This window comes from Acinetobacter sp. Swhac1 (assembly GCF_013390985.1).
In the GTDB taxonomy this organism is placed as follows: Bacteria; Pseudomonadota; Gammaproteobacteria; order Pseudomonadales; family Moraxellaceae; genus Acinetobacter; species Acinetobacter towneri.
In genome coordinates this window covers 29,919-49,039 of sequence record NZ_JACASN010000026.1, presented here as the reverse complement: position 1 = coordinate 49,039, position 19,121 = coordinate 29,919, and the positions used below count along the sequence as shown (strand labels likewise).

General features: G+C 43.1%; 15 protein-coding genes and 1 pseudogene. 1 reads left to right on the top strand and 15 read right to left on the bottom strand.

Translation table 11 applies throughout. The features are described 5' to 3' along the window. The 7 genes and pseudogenes from HX743_RS12475 to HX743_RS12445 form a co-directional block, all read right to left on the bottom strand. Positions 1–168, bottom strand: a pseudogene (locus tag HX743_RS12475) (IS4 family transposase); the annotation flags it as partial. 182 nt (positions 169–350) lie between these two features. After that, positions 351–911 (bottom strand): TPM domain-containing protein, encoded by a 561-nt coding sequence (locus HX743_RS12470; protein ID WP_178319372.1) that lies wholly within the window; start codon positions 909–911, stop codon positions 351–353. After that, positions 905–2,005 (bottom strand): YgcG family protein, encoded by a 1,101-nt coding sequence (locus HX743_RS12465; RefSeq protein WP_178319371.1) that lies wholly within the window; start codon positions 2,003–2,005, stop codon positions 905–907. Before HX743_RS12465 ends, HX743_RS12470 begins: the two co-directional genes overlap by 7 nt. Before the next feature lie 20 nt (positions 2,006–2,025). Then, complete coding sequence (locus HX743_RS12460) at positions 2,026–2,616, bottom strand: LemA family protein (RefSeq protein ID WP_178319370.1); 591 nt, start codon at positions 2,614–2,616, stop codon at positions 2,026–2,028. A 288-nt stretch (positions 2,617–2,904) separates the two neighbouring features. Further along, a complete protein-coding gene (locus tag HX743_RS12455) occupies positions 2,905–4,326 on the bottom strand; it encodes an FAD-dependent oxidoreductase (RefSeq protein ID WP_178319369.1) in 1,422 nt (473 codons plus the stop codon). 91 nt (positions 4,327–4,417) lie between these two features. After that, the gene (gene gltB, locus HX743_RS12450; RefSeq protein WP_178319368.1) at positions 4,418–8,893 is read right to left on the bottom strand and encodes a glutamate synthase large subunit; all 4,476 of its coding nucleotides are present in this window, start codon (positions 8,891–8,893) and stop codon (positions 4,418–4,420) included. A gap of 719 nt (positions 8,894–9,612) precedes the next feature. After that, positions 9,613–10,830, bottom strand: coding sequence for an RNA-guided endonuclease TnpB family protein (locus tag HX743_RS12445; protein WP_178319367.1), 1,218 nt, complete (start codon positions 10,828–10,830; stop codon positions 9,613–9,615). 39 nt (positions 10,831–10,869) lie between these two features. Here HX743_RS12445 and tnpA point away from each other — a divergent pair, with 39 nt between their 5' ends. Next, positions 10,870–11,268 carry an IS200/IS605 family transposase gene (tnpA, locus tag HX743_RS12440; RefSeq protein ID WP_178319366.1) on the top strand — a complete coding sequence of 133 codons (399 nt, stop codon included), beginning with the start codon at positions 10,870–10,872 and terminating at the stop codon, positions 11,266–11,268. A gap of 58 nt (positions 11,269–11,326) precedes the next feature. Here tnpA and HX743_RS12435 read toward each other — a convergent pair whose 3' ends face one another. Genes HX743_RS12435 through HX743_RS12400 form a run of 8 tightly spaced genes read right to left on the bottom strand, consistent with a single transcriptional unit; the run spans position 11,327 to position 18,979 of the window. Further along, complete coding sequence (locus HX743_RS12435; RefSeq protein WP_178319365.1) at positions 11,327–12,172, bottom strand: hypothetical protein; 846 nt, start codon at positions 12,170–12,172, stop codon at positions 11,327–11,329. Positions 12,173–12,182: 10 nt separating this feature from the next. Then, entirely contained in the window at positions 12,183–13,262 is a 1,080-nt protein-coding gene (aroB, locus tag HX743_RS12430; RefSeq protein WP_178319364.1) for a 3-dehydroquinate synthase, read from the bottom strand. A 19-nt stretch (positions 13,263–13,281) separates the two neighbouring features. Beyond that, on the bottom strand, positions 13,282–13,824 hold the full coding sequence (gene aroK / locus HX743_RS12425; protein WP_178319363.1) for a shikimate kinase AroK: 543 nt from the start codon (positions 13,822–13,824) through the stop codon (positions 13,282–13,284). 37 nt (positions 13,825–13,861) lie between these two features. Further along, entirely contained in the window at positions 13,862–15,997 is a 2,136-nt protein-coding gene (locus HX743_RS12420) for a type IV pilus secretin PilQ (protein WP_178319374.1), read from the bottom strand. A gap of 60 nt (positions 15,998–16,057) precedes the next feature. Continuing rightward, complete coding sequence (locus HX743_RS12415) at positions 16,058–16,582, bottom strand: pilus assembly protein PilP (RefSeq protein WP_019836142.1); 525 nt, start codon at positions 16,580–16,582, stop codon at positions 16,058–16,060. Beyond that, the gene (locus HX743_RS12410; protein WP_178319362.1) at positions 16,582–17,289 is read right to left on the bottom strand and encodes a type 4a pilus biogenesis protein PilO; all 708 of its coding nucleotides are present in this window, start codon (positions 17,287–17,289) and stop codon (positions 16,582–16,584) included. Before HX743_RS12410 ends, HX743_RS12415 begins: the two co-directional genes overlap by 1 nt. Beyond that, positions 17,286–17,921: a PilN domain-containing protein gene (locus HX743_RS12405; protein ID WP_004974461.1), complete on the bottom strand. Its 636-nt coding sequence runs from the start codon at positions 17,919–17,921 to the stop codon at positions 17,286–17,288. The genes HX743_RS12410 and HX743_RS12405 overlap by 4 nt, the downstream gene beginning before the upstream one ends. Beyond that, positions 17,921–18,979, bottom strand: coding sequence for a pilus assembly protein PilM (locus HX743_RS12400; RefSeq protein WP_004974460.1), 1,059 nt, complete (start codon positions 18,977–18,979; stop codon positions 17,921–17,923). The genes HX743_RS12405 and HX743_RS12400 overlap by 1 nt, the downstream gene beginning before the upstream one ends. Positions 18,980–19,121 lie beyond the last annotated feature (142 nt).

The window sequence follows — 19,121 nt, the reverse complement described above, 5'->3', positions numbered from 1 at the left end:
AAATGATTGTGGTAAGCACTTGATGGGCAAGGCTTTAGATGCAGAAGAAAGATTACATGTTTGCTTTAAAATAATCACAAGCATGATGAGCGCAAAGCACTTTAAATGTGACTTGTTCCATTTTAGAGATTTGTTTAAGATAAGATATAACTCATTGAGATGTGTCATAGTATTCGTCGTTAGAAAACAATTATTGTGACATTATTTCAATGAGTTATCTATTTTTGTCGTGTACAGAGATAAAATTTATTTTATTATGCAAACATACTTTTTAAGCTTCCCCCTTTGAAAAAGGTGAGCCATGTATGGCGTAAGGAGGGGGTTGAAAAAGAAAAGAGCCCTAACAGCACTCACCCCAAAATAATCGGCGCATTGCTCAATTCATTCTGACGATCTACCCACCGGCGGTCATAAAACCCATCCAAAATTTCACCAATTTCAATCACACCTGTTATCACTGCTTGCCTATACTGCTGCTGTGCCAAACCCCGCACAATATGCGCACAGACTTCATCCCACACCTGTTGTGTGGTCGCAGTTTTAATGCCGCGGTCTATCACAATTTCCACTTTACGCTCACACAAATTCAGGTACAGTAAAATCCCGCTGTTCAGTTCAGTATCCCAAACACCCAATTCTGCGAATAATTGGCGTGCACGGGTATGCGTATCTACCGCATACGCCAACCGCGAGGGTAAACAACCTTCAATCACCACCTGAATTTCACCCACATGCCCATGCTCTGCAGCAGTCACCGCTTCTGCAATGGCATGTTGATCCTGCGCATTAAAAAAACGTTTGCTGGCAGGTAAATAAAAGAAATGCTTCAGCCAACGCTTTACACTCGGACGGGCTGCAATGTCCATTTTCGGTTGAGTAATAATTTCTGTTGTATCTGTTGTGGTTACCATGATCCTGATGCTCCTCCCCCACCAAAGCCACCACCACCGCCGCTATAGCCACCGCCACCAAAACCGCCGCCACGTCCGCTACCACGCCCTGCAGAGGACAAGAAAATTTGGAAAATGGTCTGTGCAATGGCTGTGATGAGTAAAAAGAAAATTCCCACGCCAATCATTAAACTGGTGATTAAGCCTGCACCATTGACCAAACCTGCCACTGTACCTGCCACGGCAGCGGTTGAAGCACTTAAGCGTTTTCCGACAATCAGTGAGCCAATTACCCCCGCAATTAAAATAAATAAAGCAGTGCTCAAGGTTTTTTCACGCGCCTGTTGTTCTTGCAAAGCTTGTTCCTGACGCTGTTTCAGTTCTTGCGCCGCCTGTGCAGCAACTTCGGGGTCTAAGTTTAAAATCCGTTCAATTTCTGCCAAGCCTGCGTCAATGCCTTGAGCATATTGCGCTTGTTTAAAATACGGTGTAATGCGTTGGTTAATAATCCGACTGACTACAATATCGGGCAGCACGCCCTCTAAACCATACCCCGTTAAAATTTGAATACGGCGGTCATTCACTGCAATTGCCATTAACACACCATTATCTTGCTTGGCAGAACCAAGTTGCCATTGTTCTGCGACACGCATGGCAAAATCAAAAATATCTTCCTGCCCTGTGGTTGGAACAATCACCACGCCTATTTGTGCTTTGGCTTGTTGATGTAAATTTAAAATTCGCTGACTGATTTGCTGTTTTTCTGTGGCAGTCAGCAGATTGGCTTGATCCACCACGGGCTGATTTAAGGTCGGCAAAGCACGGATGGACTCACCTTCTGCCATATCATTTGCAATTTGTGGTTGCTGAACAGGCGTTCCTATAGGCGCTTGGTGAGTGCCAGATGTAGGCTGACCTGAATTTACAAGATCAGGGATAGGGTTGGCAGTTTGAGGATGCTGTTGCTGCACAATTTTACCCAGCACCGCAGCTTCGGCAGTTTCATCGGTTGCGGTGGCAACTTCACTATATGCCAAGCAGCTGAAACACATCACCATGATGAGCAGCAAGATCTGCCCAAGGTTCATGTGGGTCTTGCTGTGCGATAGCAGCATTCAGTCATCCTCCCTATGCATTATTCAAACGAAACTTTAGGTGCGGTTTGTGCGCTTTGTTCTGCGCTAAAGTTTGGTTTGGTGTCCATGCCAATCACTTTAGCAGTCATGACTTGCGGGAACTGACGTGCATAGCTGTTAAAGTCTTGCACTGTGCTAATGTAACGATTACGCGCCACGGCAATACGGTTTTCGGTGCCTTCAAGTTGCACTTGTAATTCACGGAACTGTTCATTGGCTTTTAAGTCTGGGTAATTTTCAGACACTGCAATTAAACGTGACAAGGCACTGGTCATTTGTGCCTGCGCTTCCTGATATTTTTGGAATAGTGCTGGGTCTTCAAGTACGGCTTGATCAACCTTTAAACCTGCTACATTGGCACGTGCCTGAGTGACTTCAGTCAATACTTGTTCTTCATGTTTGGCATAGCCTTTCACGACATTGACTAAGTTAGGTACGAGGTCAGCACGGCGTTGATATTGGTTTTGTACTTCTGACCACGAAGCTGACACTGCTTCATCTTTCACTTGTAGCGTGTTATAGCCACAGCCGCTTAATGTCAAAGTACTGCTTAAAGCCACCGCGAGCATGGTTTTTTTTGTGAAATTCATAAGTTAACCTCTAAATTTTCTTTGTATTTGTTTGAAATGATTTCATTCTAACGTGAAATTCTGACCTGTTTGTGTATTTTGTTTAATTGAGCGAATCACCAAACTGTTTACATCAAACAACAACCTTGTACAGCAGATTGAATTGATATTGAAGTTTCAGCTCTTAAACCTTTGAATCAGAGATGGCAATATATTCTACAAGAAGATGAGCGGGATAAAATATCCAATAAAAAAGGACTGAATTCCTTAAAACTCAGCCCTTTCAAGATCTAAGCAAAACAAACTCGTTTAGACCTCTAAATAATCTAAAATACCTTCTGCCGCCTGACGACCTTCCCAAATTGCAGTCACCACCAAATCAGAACCACGCACCATATCGCCCCCTGCAAAAATTTTCGGGTTAGATGTTTGGAACTTAAATGTTTGCTGTTCTGCTGCCAATACACGACCTGAACCATCTACCCCAACATTGGCAGAGGCAAACCAATCTGCAGGGCTGGCACGGAAACCAAAAGCTAGTAACACTGCATCGGCAGCTAAAACCTCTTCTGAACCTGGCACAGGCTCTGGGCTGCGACGACCACGACTGTCAGGCTCACCCAATTGCGTGGTGACCACTTTTACACCTGTGACTTTACCATTTTCACCGATAATTTCAATGGGTTGGCGGTTAAATAAGAAGTTCACCCCTTCTTCACGGGCGTTGGTCACTTCACGACGTGAACCTGGCATATTGGCTTCATCACGACGATAGGCACAAGTGACTTGCTGCGCACCTTGACGAATAGAAGTACGGTTACAGTCCATGGCAGTATCCCCACCACCCAGTACAATCACTTTTTTGCCTTCAACACTGATGTATTCTGCAGGGTCCTTTTCCCAGCCTTGGCAACGGTTGACATTGGCAATCAAGAAATCCAGCGCATCATAAACACCATCTAAATCTTCACCAGCAAATCCACCTTTCATATAGGTATAAGTGCCCATGCCCATGAACACGGCATCGTAATCTGCAAGCAATTGTTCAATCGTGATATCTGTACCAATTTCGGTATTTAAACGGAATTCAACCCCCATGCCAGAAAAAATTTCTCGGCGGCGTTTCATCACGTCTTTTTCCATTTTAAATTCTGGAATACCAAAGGTCAGCAAGCCACCAATTTCAGGGCGTTTGTCAAAGACTACCGGTTTGACGCCATTACGCACCAAAATATCAGCACAGCCCAAACCTGCAGGGCCTGCACCAATAATCGCAACTTTTTTATCGGTCCATTTCACATGCGACATATCTGGACGCCAGCCCAAGGCAAAAGCAGTATCGTTGATGTACTTTTCGGCATTGCCAATCGTCACTGCACCAAAACCATCATTTAAGGTACATGCGCCTTCACACAAACGGTCTTGCGGACAAACCCGTCCACAAACTTCAGGCAAAGTATTGGTTTGATGACACAATTCTGCTGCCTGAAAAATACGGCCTTCCGAAATTAGTTTAAGCCAGTTCGGAATGTAGTTATGCACAGGGCATTTCCATTCACAGTACGGGTTACCACAGCCCAAACAACGATGGGTCTGATTGGCCGCCACTTCTGCAGTAAACGGTTTATAAATTTCCACAAACTCATTTTTGCGGACATCGAGATCTTTTTTCTCTGGATCTTGGCGTGCTACATCCAGAAATTGAAAGTCATTATGTAGGCGTTCTGCCATGTCTTTCTCCGTAGGTGGATGTGGATAACGCGACATTTACACTGGGTATAAGTCTAAAGTTATCCACATCTGCCGAATGCTGAGTCGTGGATTATTGTGGATCTGCTTGGGTGGTTTTCAACAAAGTCTGCAAGTTGGCAGCTTTTGGTTTTACCAACCAGAATTTACGGCTATAGAAATCAAACTCATGGCGGATTTTATACGCCCACGCGCTGCCTGTTTCAGCAATGTGTTCATCTAAAATACGTCCTAAGAATGCTTTATGTTCTTCCATCGCTTCAGTCGAAATACGATTCAGCTCAATCAGTTCGTGGTTGTAACGGTCTACAAAGTCATTATCCAAATCCAGTACATAGGCAAATCCACCTGTCATGCCCGCACCAAAGTTATGTCCCACTTTGCCCAATACCGTGACAATCCCGCCAGTCATATATTCACAGCAGTGGTCGCCTGCCCCTTCAATCACAGCGAAGGCACCTGAGTTACGCACCGCAAAGCGCTCACCTGCCGTACCTGCAGCAAATAATTTACCACCGGTTGCACCATAGAGACAGGTATTACCAATTATCGCTGTGTTTTGAGTTTGGAAAGGCGAACCTTTTGGTGGGAAGATGGAAATTCGTCCACCTGCCATGCCTTTACCCACATAGTCATTGGCATCACCTTCAAGTTTGATATGCAAACCACCTGCATTCCAAACACCCAAAGATTGCCCCGCTGTACCTGTAAGATTCACTTTGACAGGATGATGTTCCATGCTCAAGTTACCATAACGACGGGCAATTTCACCTGAAATACGTGCACCAATAGAACGGTCACAGTTGCTCACATTAAAGTAATACTCGCCACCTGTACCTGCTTCAATTGCAGGCAACATCTCTGCAATCATTTTTTCAGCCAAGACGCCTTTGTCAAATGGTGCATTGCCTTCAACTTGACAGTATTGCGCTTTGCCTTCTGCCGCAGGGTGTGATTCTAACAAGGCACTTAAATCAAGATGTGCATGTTTTTCAGTTTCACCTGGTAAAATTTCCAGTAAGTCGGTACGACCAATCAAGTCTTTTAAGCTCGCCACACCCAATGCTGCTAACCATTCACGAGTTTCTTCAGCAATAAATGTGAAGAAGTTGATCAGCATTTGTGGTTCACCAATATAGTGTTCCTGACGCAAATGATCTTGCTGCGTTGCTACCCCTGTTGCACAGTTATTTAAGTGACAGATACGCAAGTATTTACAACCTAAGGCAATCATTGGCGTTGAACCAAAACCGAAGCTTTCCGCACCTAAAATTGCCGCTTTCACCACATCTAAACCAGTTTTTAAGCCACCATCGGTTTGCACACGGACTTTGCCACGCAAGTCATTCACACGCAGTGCCTGATGCGCCTCGCTTAAACCCAACTCCCACGGTGAACCTGCATGGTGAATAGAGGACAGTGGCGATGCTGCGGTACCGCCATCATAACCCGAGATGGTAATGAAGTCGGCATAGGCTTTAGCGACACCTGCTGCAATGGTACCCACACCCGGTTCAGACACCAGTTTGACCGATACCATGGCTTGCGGATTGACTTGCTTTAAATCGAAAATCAATTGTGACAAGTCTTCAATCGAATAAATATCGTGGTGTGGTGGTGGAGAAATTAAAGTCACACCCGGTACAGAGTAACGTAAACGGGCAATCAAGCCATTCACTTTACCACCCGGTAACTGACCACCCTCGCCTGGTTTTGCACCCTGTGCCACTTTAATCTGCAACACTTCTGCAGAGGTTAAGTAAGCAGGTGTTACCCCGAAACGCCCTGAAGCAATCTGTTTGATTTTCGAGTTACGAATCGTGCCATAACGCGCTGGGTCTTCACCGCCCTCACCTGAGTTTGAACGTCCACCAATGGTGTTCATGGCAATGGCAATGGCTTCATGCGCTTCTGGCGACAACGCACCCAAAGACATGCCCGCAGAGTCGAATCGCGGTAAAATTTGTTCAACCGATTCCACTTGATCTAAGGCAATTGAATGGTCTGTTTTTAACTTGAATAGATCACGAATGGTTGCGATTGGGCGATTATTCACGATTTCTGCATATTCTTTAAAATCTGCATAATTGCCTGAACGCACCGCTTTGTGTAAGGCATTGATCACATCTGGGTTAAAGGCATGGTATTCCTTGCCAAATACAAATTTCAGCAGACCGCCCTGATCAATTGGCTTACGCGATTTCCATGCAGTATCTGCCAATTTTTTCTGATCATTTTCCAGATCGGCAAAAGTTGCACCCTGAATACGACTCGGTACACCAATAAAGCAAGTATTCACCACTTCGGCAGATAAGCCGACTGCTTCAAACAACTGACCACCACGGTAAGATGCGACAGTTGAAATCCCCATTTTGGACAAGACTTTAAGCAAGCCTTTTTCAATGCCTTTGCGGAAATTGCTTTGCGCATAAACTGGATCGCCCAATAACTCGCCTTTGGCAATCAAATCATTGATCACATCATAAGCCAAATATGGATACACCGCAGTTGCACCAAAACCGAGCAATACTGCAAATTGGTGCGGATCGCGGGCAAAGCCTGTTTCCACAATAATGTTGGCATCGGTACGTAAACCGACTTGTATTAAGTAGTGATGCACCGCACCAGTCGCCATGACCGCATTGGCAGGCAAGTAACCTTCACGGATTTTTTTATCGGTGAGTACCAATAAAGTTTTACCCTCACGCACCGCTTGTGCAGCAGTTTCGCAAATCCGTTGAATTGCAGCTTGCAAACCTTCGCTTTCGGCATAGTTCAGGTCGATGTCGGCAATTTCATAGCCTTTACGGCCCAAAGTGCGAATTTGGTGCATTTTGGAGTTGGTCAACACAGGGCTTGAGATAATCAAGCGGTCTGCATGTTCTGGACCTTGCTCAAATACGTTTTGTTCACGCCCTAAACAGGTTTCCAAAGACATCACGATCGATTCACGCAATGGGTCAATCGGTGGATTGGTCACCTGCGCAAACTGCTGACGGAAATAATCCGACACATGACGTACCTGACGTGATAATACTGCCATTGGCGTATCATCACCCATGGAACCCACGGCTTCTTGACCGCTTTCTGCGATTGGACGCAATAATTGATCACGCTCTTCAAAGGTCACCATAAACATTTTTTGTGCAGCTTTTAAGGCATCACCTTTTAAACCCTGATCACACAAATATTCTTCAAGCTCTGGGCTGCCTTGTAAACGGATTGAATTTTCACGTAACCATTCACGGTAAGGACGCATTCTTTTCAGATGGTTATTTACATCCTGCGTATCGAGCACTTTGCCAGTAAAGGTATCCACCACCAAAATTTGCCCTGGGCCAACACGTCCTTTAGAAATTACATCTTCAGGCTCATAGCCCCACACCCCAATTTCAGAGGCCAAAGTGATGTAGCCATTTTTAGTGATCACCCAACGTGCAGGACGTAAGCCATTACGGTCTAACATACAGATGGCATGACGACCATCCTGAATCACTAAACCTGCAGGGCCATCCCACGCTTCCATATGTTTAGAGTTAAATTCATAGAAAGCGCGTAAATCGGCATCAATGGTTTCGACGTTCTGCCATGCAGGCGGAACCAACATACGCAAGGCACGGAATAAATCCATTCCGCCACCCACCAGAATTTCCAGCATATTGTCTAAGCTTGAGGAGTCTGAACCTGTACGGTTTACAATTGGGTTTAGCTCTGTCAAACCTGGCAATAATGGATTTTCAAATTTTGGGGTACGTGCCATCGCCCAGTTACGGTTGGCGGTAATGGTGTTGATTTCACCATTGTGTGCTAAATAACGGAACGGCTGTGCCAACGGCCAACGTGGCAAAGTGTTGGTCGAGAAGCGCTGATGGAACACCACAATATGTGATGCCAGACGTTCATCGGCAAGGTCGGTATAAAAGTCTGCAATCGCTGCAGGCATCATCAAACCTTTATAGCTGATCACGGTTGAGCATAGCGTGGTCACATAAAAATATGGATCGGTAGTCAATTGCTGCTCGGCACGACGGCGCGCCAAAAATAGTTTGCGGTTAAATTCAACTTCAGTCACACCCAATGGGCAATTGACAATAATTTGCTCAAAAGCAGGCAAAGACTGCATGGCGATTTCGCCCAATGCCTCATTATTGGTTGGCACCACACGCCAAGCCAATACTTTACAGCCTTCTGCTTCAATTTCTTTGGTCAGGATATTTTTTGCATGCGCCGCTAAGGCAGGGTCGAGGTTCAGAAATACTGTACCCACTGCAAAAATTTCGCTCAGAGTAATGTCACTTAAGCGTTTTGCTTCTTCGCGGAAAAATTGCTTTGGCATCGCCAACAGCAAACCACATCCATCGCCCGTTTTACCGTCTGCGGCAATACCACCACGGTGGGTCATGCAACTTAAACTATGAATGGCAGTCTTGACGAGATCATGGCTTGCATCACCCTGCATATGGGCAATTAAACCGAAACCACAGTTATCTTTAAACTCATCCGGTTGGTATAAACCTTGAGCGGGAGCTACAGTATTAGGCGATGGCATGTGCATAGCGTACCCTTCTTTTACTTGCCCAATTGGGCCAATTAAACAATCTGTTTTTGCGATTTAACTCAATTTACTTCTCTAAACATCAACCTTGGGTAAATGAAATGTCACACATTTATTTCAATCAATACCGATTAAAAAGCCTGAGTGACCGATTCATCATTTACGCAACTTTTACACTTGAATGTAGCAGGCAAATTTGACAGTTTCGCACAATCATTGAATCTTTTTTGCGCCAAAATAGGGACAACAACTCAATTCACGCACCAATAAAAGCAAAAACAATGCCAACTTTATTTTTTATTCGCACATGAGCCAAATCTCAGCTTTAACCCTAAAAATGTAAAATCAGATCACATTTTTAAGTCAAATTCGCACTATTTTTGTGCATTTCATTATTTTTATACACCATGCTGCGCCATTTTAGAACGCATTTTTTAGTGAGAAGAATAATTTTTTTAGATCAAATTGGTGCAATTGAGCCAAAATAGCTCAATGCAAATAATAGACAAAAAGGATAGAACAAATAAAGGCAAGCGATGGTTTGAATGACTAAAATGAAGCTAAAATAATATTGGAAGTGTTTATGATTAGTTGACATACTCCCACCACCAAACTAAGAGTTATGGTGGGGGAATCTTTGCGACCCATGTAATCTTAGAGATTACACCTTTCGATACCGCACTGCGCTGACAGTATGGCGGTACAGGAACTCTTTATACAACACTATGTCCTAGTGCATCAGCTAAAGCGAAATTGCGTATATTTAGGCTTGCATTCAAATCACGGTCATGCACTGTTTCACAGTCAGGACATTGCCATTCTCTTATGCTTAGTGGCAATTTTGTCATGGTGTATCCACAACATGAACATGCTTTAGAGCTTGGTACAAATCTTCCAATTTGCAGAATATTCTTGCCAAACCATTTCGCCTTGTATTGCAATATCGTAAGAAATTGACCCCAAGCTACATCTGAAATAGACTTCGCTAATTTTCGATTCCTTACCATGTTTTTTATCCCTAAATCCTCTACAGCATACGTGGTCGCTTGGTTTTCACAGATCAAGTGATGCGTTAGTTTGTGATGTAGGTCTAAGCGTTGCAAACGCACTTTTTCATGGATGAATGCAACACTTAATTTTTGACGCTGATAACTCTTAGATTCTTTCTGTTTTCGGGCAAATATTTTTTGCTGTATAGCTAAGCGATTTTGAGCGTGCCGTAAGTATCTTGGGTTTTCAACTTTATCACCATTAGATTGAATGAGCATGTGATTCAAACCCATATCAATTCCAATAGTTTGATCGGGTTGAACTGTTGTTGGTGCAACAAGCTCTAACTCAGACTCGACTAAGATCGAAGCATAATACTTACCTGTTGCTGTTTTACTAATGGTGACAGTTTTAATTTTCCCATCAAATGTCCGACTAAATACAGTTTTTATCCCTTTAATTTTGGGTAGATGTAGTAAACCATGCTCAAAGCTCACCGTTGCGTGTTGAGGGCATTGATAAGACCGTTGAGGTACTTTCTTGGACTTAAACCGTGGATAGCCAACAATATGACTCAATGGGCGTTTTTCATCAGGTTTTGGCTTGTAGCCTTTAATCTTCCTAAACTCAATCTTGCCTTTCTTCAATCGCTGAAAGAAATTGTTATAAGCTGTATGCAGATGAAGTAATCCACTAAGAAGTGATTGACTGTTTACTTCATTCAACCATTCAAATTCAGGTTGCTTCTTCATTGCAACCAATTGGTCTTGAATATCCTTTTTTGATAATAATTTTTGAGTTTCTGAATGGGCTTTGGTTTGAAGAGCTAAAGCCCAATTGAAAATAAAGCGAGTGCATCCGAAGTGCTTTTCAAACTGCACTTTCTGTTGAGAATTTGGATAGATGCGATATTTATACGCTTTCAAAAAAGGTTGTTTCATGGTTATAATTTAACAAATTAATTGCTTAGTGTAAATATAATGAAATCACATTATCACTGTGTTTATAAGCTCACATATCATTTAGTGTTAGTAACAAAATATCGCAAGAAATGCCTTTCAAATGAAATGCTCAATCGGCTTGAAGAAATCATAAAAAAGAACTGTACCGATTGGGAAATTGACTTGATCGAGTTCAATGGTGAAGCCGATCATGTCCATATATTGTTAGATATGCACCCGAATATCATGCCAAGCAAATTCATTAACAATCTAAAAACAGTGTCAAGCCGACTGATACGCAAAGAATTTGAGGAAGAACTAAAACCGTATTATTGGAAGCCTGTACTTTGGACGAGAGCATACTGTCTACTCACAACAGGCGGGGCTACAATTGATGTAATTCGGGAATACATCCAAAACCAAGAAAGACCTGAATGAAATAGCGTGCTATCCATCTCCATCTAAATCACAGATTATAGATGGAGAATTCCGCACATTAGTTAAAAGGATCGCGCACTTCAGGTTCAGGTGCATCTGGCTGAGCAGGTGCTGTACCACTTTGTGATTTTTGTACATCAACGACATTACCCTCCTGATCACGGCGGGTAATTGTAGTGCTGGTGGTACTATTTTGCGGTGCAACTGCCTGCGTAGTCGGTGCAGTCGTTGTGGTTGCAGGTGGACGCGCTAAAACACTTTCATCTATTACAGGCACAGCTGCAGGACGTAAATTTACTGCATATAGCTTAGTGCTCAGCCCCATTTCATCCGCCCCTAAATCATTGACATAAGGACGATAATCTGCAAATTGCACCACTACAGGCTGAATGGTTTCAGGAAATTTGAATGGCAGTGCTGTCAAAGCATGTGTAGCTTCGCGTTTATTGCCAAAACTACCATATAGCAACACATATTGTTCAGACTGCCCCTCACCGCTTAAACGAATATAAAACAGCTTGCTCCGATCTGTTTGCTTTTTAATAAAACTTTTTATGATGTTTTCATCACTGACCCGAAACAGTTCAATCGTGCTATTATTTTTTTGTTCCTGAATAAATTTAGTACCGCGAAACTCAGCCTCATGCAAACCAGAAGCCGTTAAACGCGTGGTGAGTTCCAAAGGGCGGACTTCTTCTTGCAAGCCACCCAAATAGGTGGTTGCAGCAACCTTTTCGGGTTGAATTTGTAATTCAATTTCAGACTCTGGTTGTTTTTCAATTTCAACCAGTTCTTCACGGTCTGTCACCGCCCAAAAAATCAGTGCCGCCAATAAACACAGCACCGCGCCCAGCAACCAAATTGACTGTTGAATTTTTTGCCAGTGTGTACGCAGTGCTGTCATATGCTGCCTTTTATGCTTGATTGGCTAAAATCGCCTGTTTCATCAATTCTAAGTCAAACTCTTTGGTGATGATGGCTTGACCCAATTGCTTCATGAGCACCAAACGTAATTGACCATTCAGCACTTTTTTATCGTGTGCCATATAAGCCAAAAACTGATCCAGTGGAATTTGCGGACATACTATCGGTAAATTGGCACGAGAAATGATATTTTTTGTACGCTCTACATCTGCGACAGAAATCCAGCCCATACGCTGTGATAAATCGGCTGCCATCACCATCCCTGTTGCCACAGCCTCGCCATGCAACCATTCACCATAGCCTAAATATGATTCAATAGCATGCCCAAAGGTATGACCTAAATTCAGTAAAGCACGCTCGCCCTGCTCTTTTTCATCATTGGCGACAATACGAGCCTTATGTGCACATGAGCGATAAACAGCTTCTGCCAACAACACAGGATCTCGTGCCACCAAAGCCTCCATGTGAGTTTCCAACCATGTTAAAAACTCAAGATCACCCAACAGTGCATATTTGATGACTTCAGCCAAACCTGCTGACAGTTCACGCTCAGGCAAGGTATTCAGCTGAGACATATCTGCCAGCACCACTTGTGGCTGCTGAAATGCACCAATCATATTTTTGCCTAGTGGGTGATTAATCCCTGTTTTACCGCCGACACTAGAATCGACCTGCGACAACAAGGTGGTTGGTACTTGAATAAAATACACCCCACGCTGGAAACTTGCCGATGCAAAACCTGCCATATCACCAATCACACCACCGCCTAAAGCCAGCACGGTGCAATCACGGTTAAAGCCTGCTTCCAACAGCGCATCAAAAATAAGGGTCAAATGCTGGATATCTTTGTATTTTTCCCCATCAGGCAAAATACATGTTGCCACTTTCTTTCCAAGTGCTTCAACAGCCGTCACATAATGACTCAAATACAAAGCTGCAACCGTGGTGTTGGTGACAATCATCACTTGCTGCCCCTTAATATAAGGAGCCAATAAGTCTTTGGGTTGAAGGTCACTGCCTATGAAAATGGGATAACGGCGATCGCCGAGTTCAACATGTAAAGTTTGCATGAAAAGAGTCGCTTTCTACCTAAGATATTTGCTCTGAAACAATCGTATTTAAGATTTTTTGCGCCAAATCTCGCGCAGCACCCTGATTGGTTTCAATAATATAATGTGCTACCTCACGATACAACGGATCACGTATTGCAAGCAAATCACGTAGTCGTTGTTCGGGGTTTTCGACTTGAAGTAAAGGACGGTTTTTGTCGCGATAGGTTCGCTGAAGTTGAATTTCGACAGGGGTATATAGATAAACAACAATACCACGTTGTTTTAAGAAGTCTCGATTCGGGGCTTGAGTCACCGCGCCGCCACCTGTAGCAAGTACAAGTTTATGCCGTGTGGTTAACTCATCAATAACCGCTGTTTCACGACTACGAAACCCTTGTTCACCTTCTTTTTCAAAGATCCAAGGGATCGTAGCGCCAGTTTTGCGTTCAATTTCATGATCACTGTCTAGAAATTCACGCCCTAACAATTCCGCCAAATGGCGTCCTACAGTGGTCTTGCCTGCCCCCATCGGCCCTACCAAATAGATATTTGGTAGGGTATCAAACTCTTTGCTTAGCAAGGAGTCACCTATAAATTTTGTTTAAATTGAAAATATATTAATGATTTCTTGAAACACTGTCATTAACAATTCGTGGTGTAACAAAAATCAGCAACTCACGTTTGTTGTCCGACTTGATATCTTTACGGAATAAACGTCCGATATAAGGAATATCGCCCAAGAATGGAACCTTGGTTTGTGAGTTAGCCGTTTGTTGTTCAAAAATACCACCCAAGACCACAGTTTCACCATTATCTACCAGAACATTGGTATTCACGGCGTTTTTGTTAATGGTGAGCTGACCTGTTGGTGTTGGTAAACCTGGTGAGTCACTGGTGATATTCAATTGCATTTGCACCTTGCCATCTGGCGTGATACTTGGGGTCACATCCAAACTTAAAGTCGCATCAATGAATTCTGTGGTAGATACTGCATTGACACCACCACCTTCAGAAGATTGATACGGAATTTGCGTACCCGATGCCACTTTGGCATTTTGCTTATCTGCAGTCAGAACTTTTGGTGTCGAAATCACTTCACCGTAACCATCTGCTTGTAATGCAGACAACTCCAAATCGAGCATAAAGTCAGACAAACTGATTAAACCAAAGGCAATGCGGCTAGCACCTGCACTGGTCACTCCTAAATCGACATTCAGGTTTTGCGGACGTTCAATTTCATACTTCCAACCACCCGTATCATCATCTTTTTCTGGTTCACGCAAGTTCCACAAAGTCGTATCGCTACCACCCACCAACAAGTGGTTATTATTGGTAATCCCTTGTGACAAGATGCCCCACTTCACCCCCATTTCTTTGGTGAAATCTGTGGTTGCACGAACAATACGTGCTTCAATCATCACTTGCTTCACAGATACATCTAGCAAATCAATCATTTGACGAATCTGATCAATTTTTGCCGATGTATCGTTGATGATTAAGGTATTGGTACGTGGATCTACCGACACTGTACCGCGTGGACTCAACAAGCTACCAACGCTATCGCCTAATGGATCAGTACCTGTATTGGTATTTGAACCACCACGTGATGCATTCTTGCCTTGCGTAATTAGTTTTTCAATATCTGCCGCTTTGGCATAGTTCAATTGAATATATTCAGTTTGTAGTGGCGCCAGTTTCACACTTTGCGCAATCGCTTTGGCTTCTTCTTCTTCGGCTTTAATCAATTCAGAAACAGGTGCAATCCAAATCACGTTGCCATTACGACGCTTATCTAAGTTTTTGGTTTTCAGGATAATGTCTAACGCCTGATCCCAAGGTACATCTTTTAAACGTAAGGTAATGTTGCCTTGCACAGTGTCTGCTGCCACCATGTTAATGCCTGTGAAATCAGCCAATAACTGCAATACACGACGCACTTCAATGTCTTGGAAATCCAGTGAAATCTTTTTGCCTGTATAGCTTTGCGCTGCACGCGGTTTAAACGGGTTTTTATCGACAGGGCGTTTTAGGCTGATCGTTAGTTTGTCTTCTGCTTGATACGCCATATATTCATAGCTGCCTGCAGACTGAATAGTAATCACGCCATTGCTGCCATCATTGTGTGCATCAATGGTCGAAACAGGTGTTGCAAAGTCATTTACATTTAAACGACGTGCTAAATGTGCAGGTACTTTATTACCTAAAGTACGTACCACAATTTTGCTACCTTGCTGCTGCACATCTACAGGCGTATTGCTACCGAGTAGATCAATCACCACCTGACCTTCACCTTCACCGCCGCGCTGGAAACCAATATTGGAAACGCCTTGTGCGCTACGTTGAGCAGTTACGGCAGCCACAGGGGTTGCCGTTTTTGAGTTGATTTTTAAAATAAAGGTGTTGCCTTCAACCCGCGTGGTGAATGCCCCCGCGTCTGCTAAGTTCACAGTTAAACGTGAACGCTGTGCATCTGAACTGACCTCTACAGAGCTGGCTTCTTTGGTCGCAACAGAAACACTGTTTTGTTTCAGGGTTTGTTGTGCTTTATCAAAATCTAGAATCAAGCGGGAAGGTTGTTCGAGCTGATATGCGGCAGGTTGAGGTGGCAAACCATTAAACATGACACGAATTTCGGTGCCCTGCCCCGGAATTTGCATGGGTACGATGTTGGTAATGCTGACTTGGGCATTGGCAACTTGCATCACGGCCATTGCGACTGCACCCATTGAAAACTGACGGAACAAATTGTTCATTGTATTACCATCCCCAAAAATAAAATCTTTCACACTGTTATTCATTTTTATTCCTTTAATTTATGGCGCAGGCCCAATTAAAACTAAACTTCTTGGACGTTCTACATAACCTTCACGACCATCTGGAATAATTTCGATTAAATCAATTTGTGTAGGTGTAATATTTACTACACGACCATGATTTACCCCCATATAGCTACCACGCTGGATACGCTCAATTTCACCGTCTGGTGTTTGAATCAATGCCAAAATTTGACCATTTTGACGCATACTGCCTTTCATGGTCAGTGACTCAAGTGCGTAATTTTCCAAGGGTTGTAACTGGCGAGCAAGGTTCGGATAAACGCGTTTCCCTGCCATTATTTTAAGCTCTGCCGCCAATGAACTAGGCAAAAATGGGCTTTTGAGCTGGTGTGCTGCATAGTTAAAAGTTGGTGCAGGTTCAAACACAGGTGCGGGTTCAATTGGCAGTGGCGGCTGATTTCGAATTTCAGCCATTTGTGTATTCACAGCATCAATCCGAGAATCACAACCTACCATCAACAAAGTCGCCATCAGAGCCAACGAAAGCTTTTTAATCTTCATTATTCAGCCCCTCCAACATTACCCGCAGTTTGAGTATCTGCAGTGCCTACATAACGATAAGTTTTTGCTTGCGCTTTATAGGTTACTTGCGGAATATCAGTTTTCTTGTCTGTATTTTCAGTCGCCACAATTTCAAAGTCGTGCATGGTCACAATACGTGGCAATGCTGCTGTACCGCTTACGAATGAACCAAAGGCATGATAATCGCCTGTCGCTTCAATTGAAATTGGCTGTTCAATAAAGAACTCTTGTTTAATTTCGTTCTCTAAACGAATGTTTTTAAACTTCAAACCTGAATTCACGCCTGTGACGTTAATATCTTCAACTAAACCTGGAATTTCAGTTTCTTTTGGCAATTGTTCAAGTTGTTGGTTAAAGTTCGCTTCCATTTCTTGTAATTGCGCTTGGTATTGCTGCAAATTACGCAATTTAGAATCTTTTTCACGGAACTCATTTAACAAGTTTTGTTCTTGTGTATGTGCTGCTGCAATGGCATCTAACTTTGGCTTGATTACGACAAAGTAACCTAAAGCTAGAATCAGGAAAATAATAAAAATCCAGCAGGTAATTTTGACCGAAAGTGGCCAAGCACCATAATTGTTAGGATCTAGGGTATTGAACTGTTGAAAAAACTTTTCAACTGTCATTTTCTTTTTCGGAGCAACAGCAGCATCCTGATTTACTTCATCAAATTCATCGAGACTCATTGTGCTGCCCCCGCTGCTGATGTTGAATTAGATTCTGTTGGTGTTACTGGAATTGCAATTTCTTCTAAATCTGAAGTTACTACAAAAGTACCGTAACTTTCCTCTACACGAGGAACCACAGAGCTTGGTGCTTTATCTTTATTTTCTTCTTTGGCTAAGAATGAATTCATAAATGCATTGCGATACCACGGCGATGCTTCCAAATTACGCAAGAATTCAGCCACAGTATTTGGACTTTCAGCCTTGCCTTCAAAAGTGAATTTATTGCCTGTACGGCTCACTTTGGTTAAGTACATATTGCTTGGTGTCACACGCACCAATTCATCCACCAAACGCACGGCAATTGGACGCTGACTTTGTAAGCCCTGAATAAGCTTCATGCGCTCAACAATAGCATTACGCTGTTCTTGCAAGCCTTCTAAAGATTTTAATTGTACATCTAGGTTTTGGTTGGTACTGATCACCAATTGATTGGCTTGTTCTTGATCTTGTAACTTCGCGTTGTAGAAGAACCACGCCAAAGCCACCAATAACACCCCAACAGCAGCCGCTGCAATACAAAATACAATAAATTCTTTTTTACGTTTTTCTCTTAGCTCATCGCGCCAAGGGAGTAAGTTAATCTTTGCCATTAATCAAAACTCCTCATTGCTAAACCACATGCCACCATCAATGACGGCGCATCACTTTCAATTCTTTTAATGTCGATTTGTGGAGAGAAGCCCATTTGTAAGAATGGATTGGCAATGGTCACACGGTAGCCCAGTTTTTGCTGCAACAACTTCGCAAGACCTGGAATATTGGCATTCCCCCCTGCCAATAAAATGTGATCAATTTCGTTAAATTGTGAAGATGAGAAAAAGAACTGCAATGAACGTGCCGCTTGTTGCACCACCGCTTCTAAGAACGGTTCGAGCACCTCTACATCGTAGTCATCTGGCAAAGTACGGCTTTTTTTCGCACGTCCTGCTTCTTCATACGACAAACCATAACGGTTTTGAATTTCTTGTGTCAGCTGCTTACCGCCAAAGGTTTGCTCGCGGGTATAAATAATTTTGTTATTTTGCAGTACCGACAAGGTGGTCATGGTATGACCAATATCCAAAATACCAATGGTGTTCACACCCATTGGCAGGGTATCGGAGAACACTTTAAAGGCATTTTCGATGGCAAAACTTTCGACATCGGCAATTTTGGCTGTCAAGCCGCCCAACTCCAATGCTTCTACTCGTGCTTCTACGTTTTCTAAACGTGTTGCAACCAGTAACACATTGACTCGGTTTGGATTGGCTAAACGGTCTGGTTGGACTTCAAAGTCTAGGCTGACTTCATCTAATGGGAATGGAATATATTGCTCGGCGTCCATACGAATTTGAACTTCACGCTCATCGCTAGTCATATCTGCATCCATTTCAATGATTTTGGTAATCACCATTGAGGTTGGAATTGCTAATGCTGCAGATGTAGATTGCGTGTTTGCTAAGTTCAATGCACGTTCAAGCGCATCCCCGACTGCTTCTGGATTGAGAATGTTTTTTTCAACCACACTGCCTTCTGGAAGTGGGACCAGCGCATAGCTCTCGACCCAGTATCTACCATTCTTAACAGAGAGTTCTAATAACTTAACAGAAGTAGAACTAATATCTACACCTATTAACCCCTTACTTGGCTTACGATATAACCTACGCACAATAGTACCATTCCTATTATTTTTTTATCCCCAAAAAAATTTAACCTACTAATCCGCGCTGGTCTATAATTTTTTACGGATACAATAATTCATCTAACAATCCGTAAATCTACTCGCTATACTGACCAGCAATTAGTTTGCT